Source organism: Phyllobacterium sp. P5_D12, from assembly GCF_054049495.1.
Genome location: NZ_JBFUMG010000721.1, coordinates 1 through 1,899 on the forward strand (window position 1 = coordinate 1; position 1,899 = coordinate 1,899).

The following is a 1,899-nucleotide window of genomic DNA, read 5'->3' on the forward strand; positions in this document are numbered from 1 at the left end:
TTGCACAGGCGGCCCTGCCTATAGCTGTGTGGTCCGGAGAGACCGAAACTGCGCGCCGATATGTTGCGATGCTATCGCGTAATCTTACCTTGCGCGATATCGCCATCTGGCGACCCGTCTGTCATTTCTACGAGGGCGCCGTGAGGAGCATGGACGGCGAAGGCGAGGGTGTTGACACGATGCAACTGGCGATCGGGCAACTCGTTGCCAACAATTTCCTCGTTCGGGTGCCTGCCTACCTCGCCATGCTCGCAGAAGCCGCATTGCGTCATAAACGTATCGCACTCGCGCGTGACAGCCTGAGCGCTGCCTTCGACCGTGCCGAACGCCAAGGCGAATACTGGTCCCAGCCGGAACTGCATCGAGTGCACGGACTGCTGCAGTGGCGGGATGGCGACTTGTCGGGCGCGTCGGAAACGCTGCTGATGGCCGCGGAGACTGCAAGAGAAAGCGGAGCGCTTTWCTTCCGGCTGCGGGCCTCGACGGCTCTGGCGGAACTGTGGGCGAAAACCGACCGGCGGGTGGCAGCAGCCGATCTGCTGTCGCCCATCTGCGCCGAATTCGATAACGTACCGCCGTGTGCGAACGTAGCGAAGGCGCGTCACCTGCTCGAGACCCTCAGGCGATAGTACACAGCCCGGATCAATGGTGCTTCTTACACCACTTCATCCATTCTTGTTCGCGACCAACGCGGGCTCGAGGACAAAGGCGTTGCGGTCGGCCAGATCGTGGATTTTCGACAGATACTCCTTGAAATGCGGCGTCTCGTGGTGGACCGCCACCGCTGCATTGTCGACATAGAGCTCGTCCAGCGCATAACGGTCGGCTTTCGTCTGGTCCCGCCAGATGTCCCATCGCAGATTTCCCGGCTCGGCCCGACAGTGGGGCGCCATGCTGAAGAGCAATGCCTCAAGCTCTTCCGCCTTGCCCGGCTTTGCCAACAAAGTCGCCATAATTTTGATGTGAGCCATGATCCGGATCTCTCGGTCTGCTATTTCGCGCTGCCCGCAGTTTCTATGAAGGCTGCGACCTCCTGCGGATGGGAGAGCATCACGGCATGGCTGCTGTTGATCTCCACGGTTGTGGCGCTGGCCCGCTTCGCGAACGCCCGCTGGAAGGTCGGCGGGATCATCAGGTCTTTGGTGGTGACTATGAAATGCGATGGCTTGGCCTTCCACGCGACCTTGGTGATTTTTGTCTCCACCGCTTCCAGCCCCCACGGTACCTGGGCGAAGGCCATGAAACGTGTAATCGAAGTATCGACATCAGCGGCGAAAGCACCCGGGAATTTTGAAGGATCCACGAGCAGGTAGCCCCCGTGGGGCGGCAGCAGCGGCGCGCCCGACTCTCCCGGCGGTACCGGCTCTTCGGCAAGCGACGCTACAGACTCTCCGGCGTCGGGCGCAAAAGCTGCGATATAGACCAGACTTTGTACTTTCGGATTGTCACCCGCTTCCGTGATGACCATTCCGCCATAGGAGTGGCCGACCAGGATCACCGGGTGTCTTGCCGCGGCAATTACCTGCTGCGTGGCGGCCACGTCGCCATTGAGGCTGATTGTCGGGTTCTGGACGACGAGCACCTCGTATCCTTCATCAGTGAGTATGTCGAACACCGCCTTCCAGCCGGAGCCGTCGACGAACGCCCCATGCACAAGAACAATCGATACAGGCTTTTCGCTCGACTGCGCCAGCGCGGCTGCAGGAGCGATCAAAGACAAGAGCAGGGCCAAAGCAATGCGTATCATAAAACTAGCTCCATTTGATTGAAGGTGTACACGGCGAGGCATTACGCCTCGTATGCTTCACAGCGCTGGACTGACGCGATCGAGTGCTTCGATGAGCTTTGCCGCTATCGGATGGTCAGAGCGAGGATTTTGGCCTGTGATGAGTTCCCGAT

General features: G+C 59.7%; 2 protein-coding genes and 1 pseudogene. 1 reads left to right on the top strand and 2 read right to left on the bottom strand.

Annotation, left to right across the window (positions count from 1 at the left end; all coding sequences use genetic code 11):
- A pseudogene (locus tag ACXJ5O_RS25680) lies at positions 1 to 629 on the top strand (hypothetical protein); the annotation flags it as partial.
- Between the two features lie 36 nt (positions 630 to 665).
- Here ACXJ5O_RS25680 and ACXJ5O_RS25685 read toward each other — a convergent pair.
- Positions 666 to 971: a putative quinol monooxygenase gene (locus tag ACXJ5O_RS25685; protein WP_457302374.1), complete on the bottom strand. Its 306-nt coding sequence runs from the start codon at positions 969 to 971 to the stop codon at positions 666 to 668.
- Between the two features lie 20 nt (positions 972 to 991).
- A complete protein-coding gene (locus tag ACXJ5O_RS25690) occupies positions 992 to 1,747 on the bottom strand; it encodes an alpha/beta fold hydrolase (protein WP_457302375.1) in 756 nt (251 codons plus the stop codon).
- Between the last annotated feature and the right edge of the window lie 152 nt (positions 1,748 to 1,899).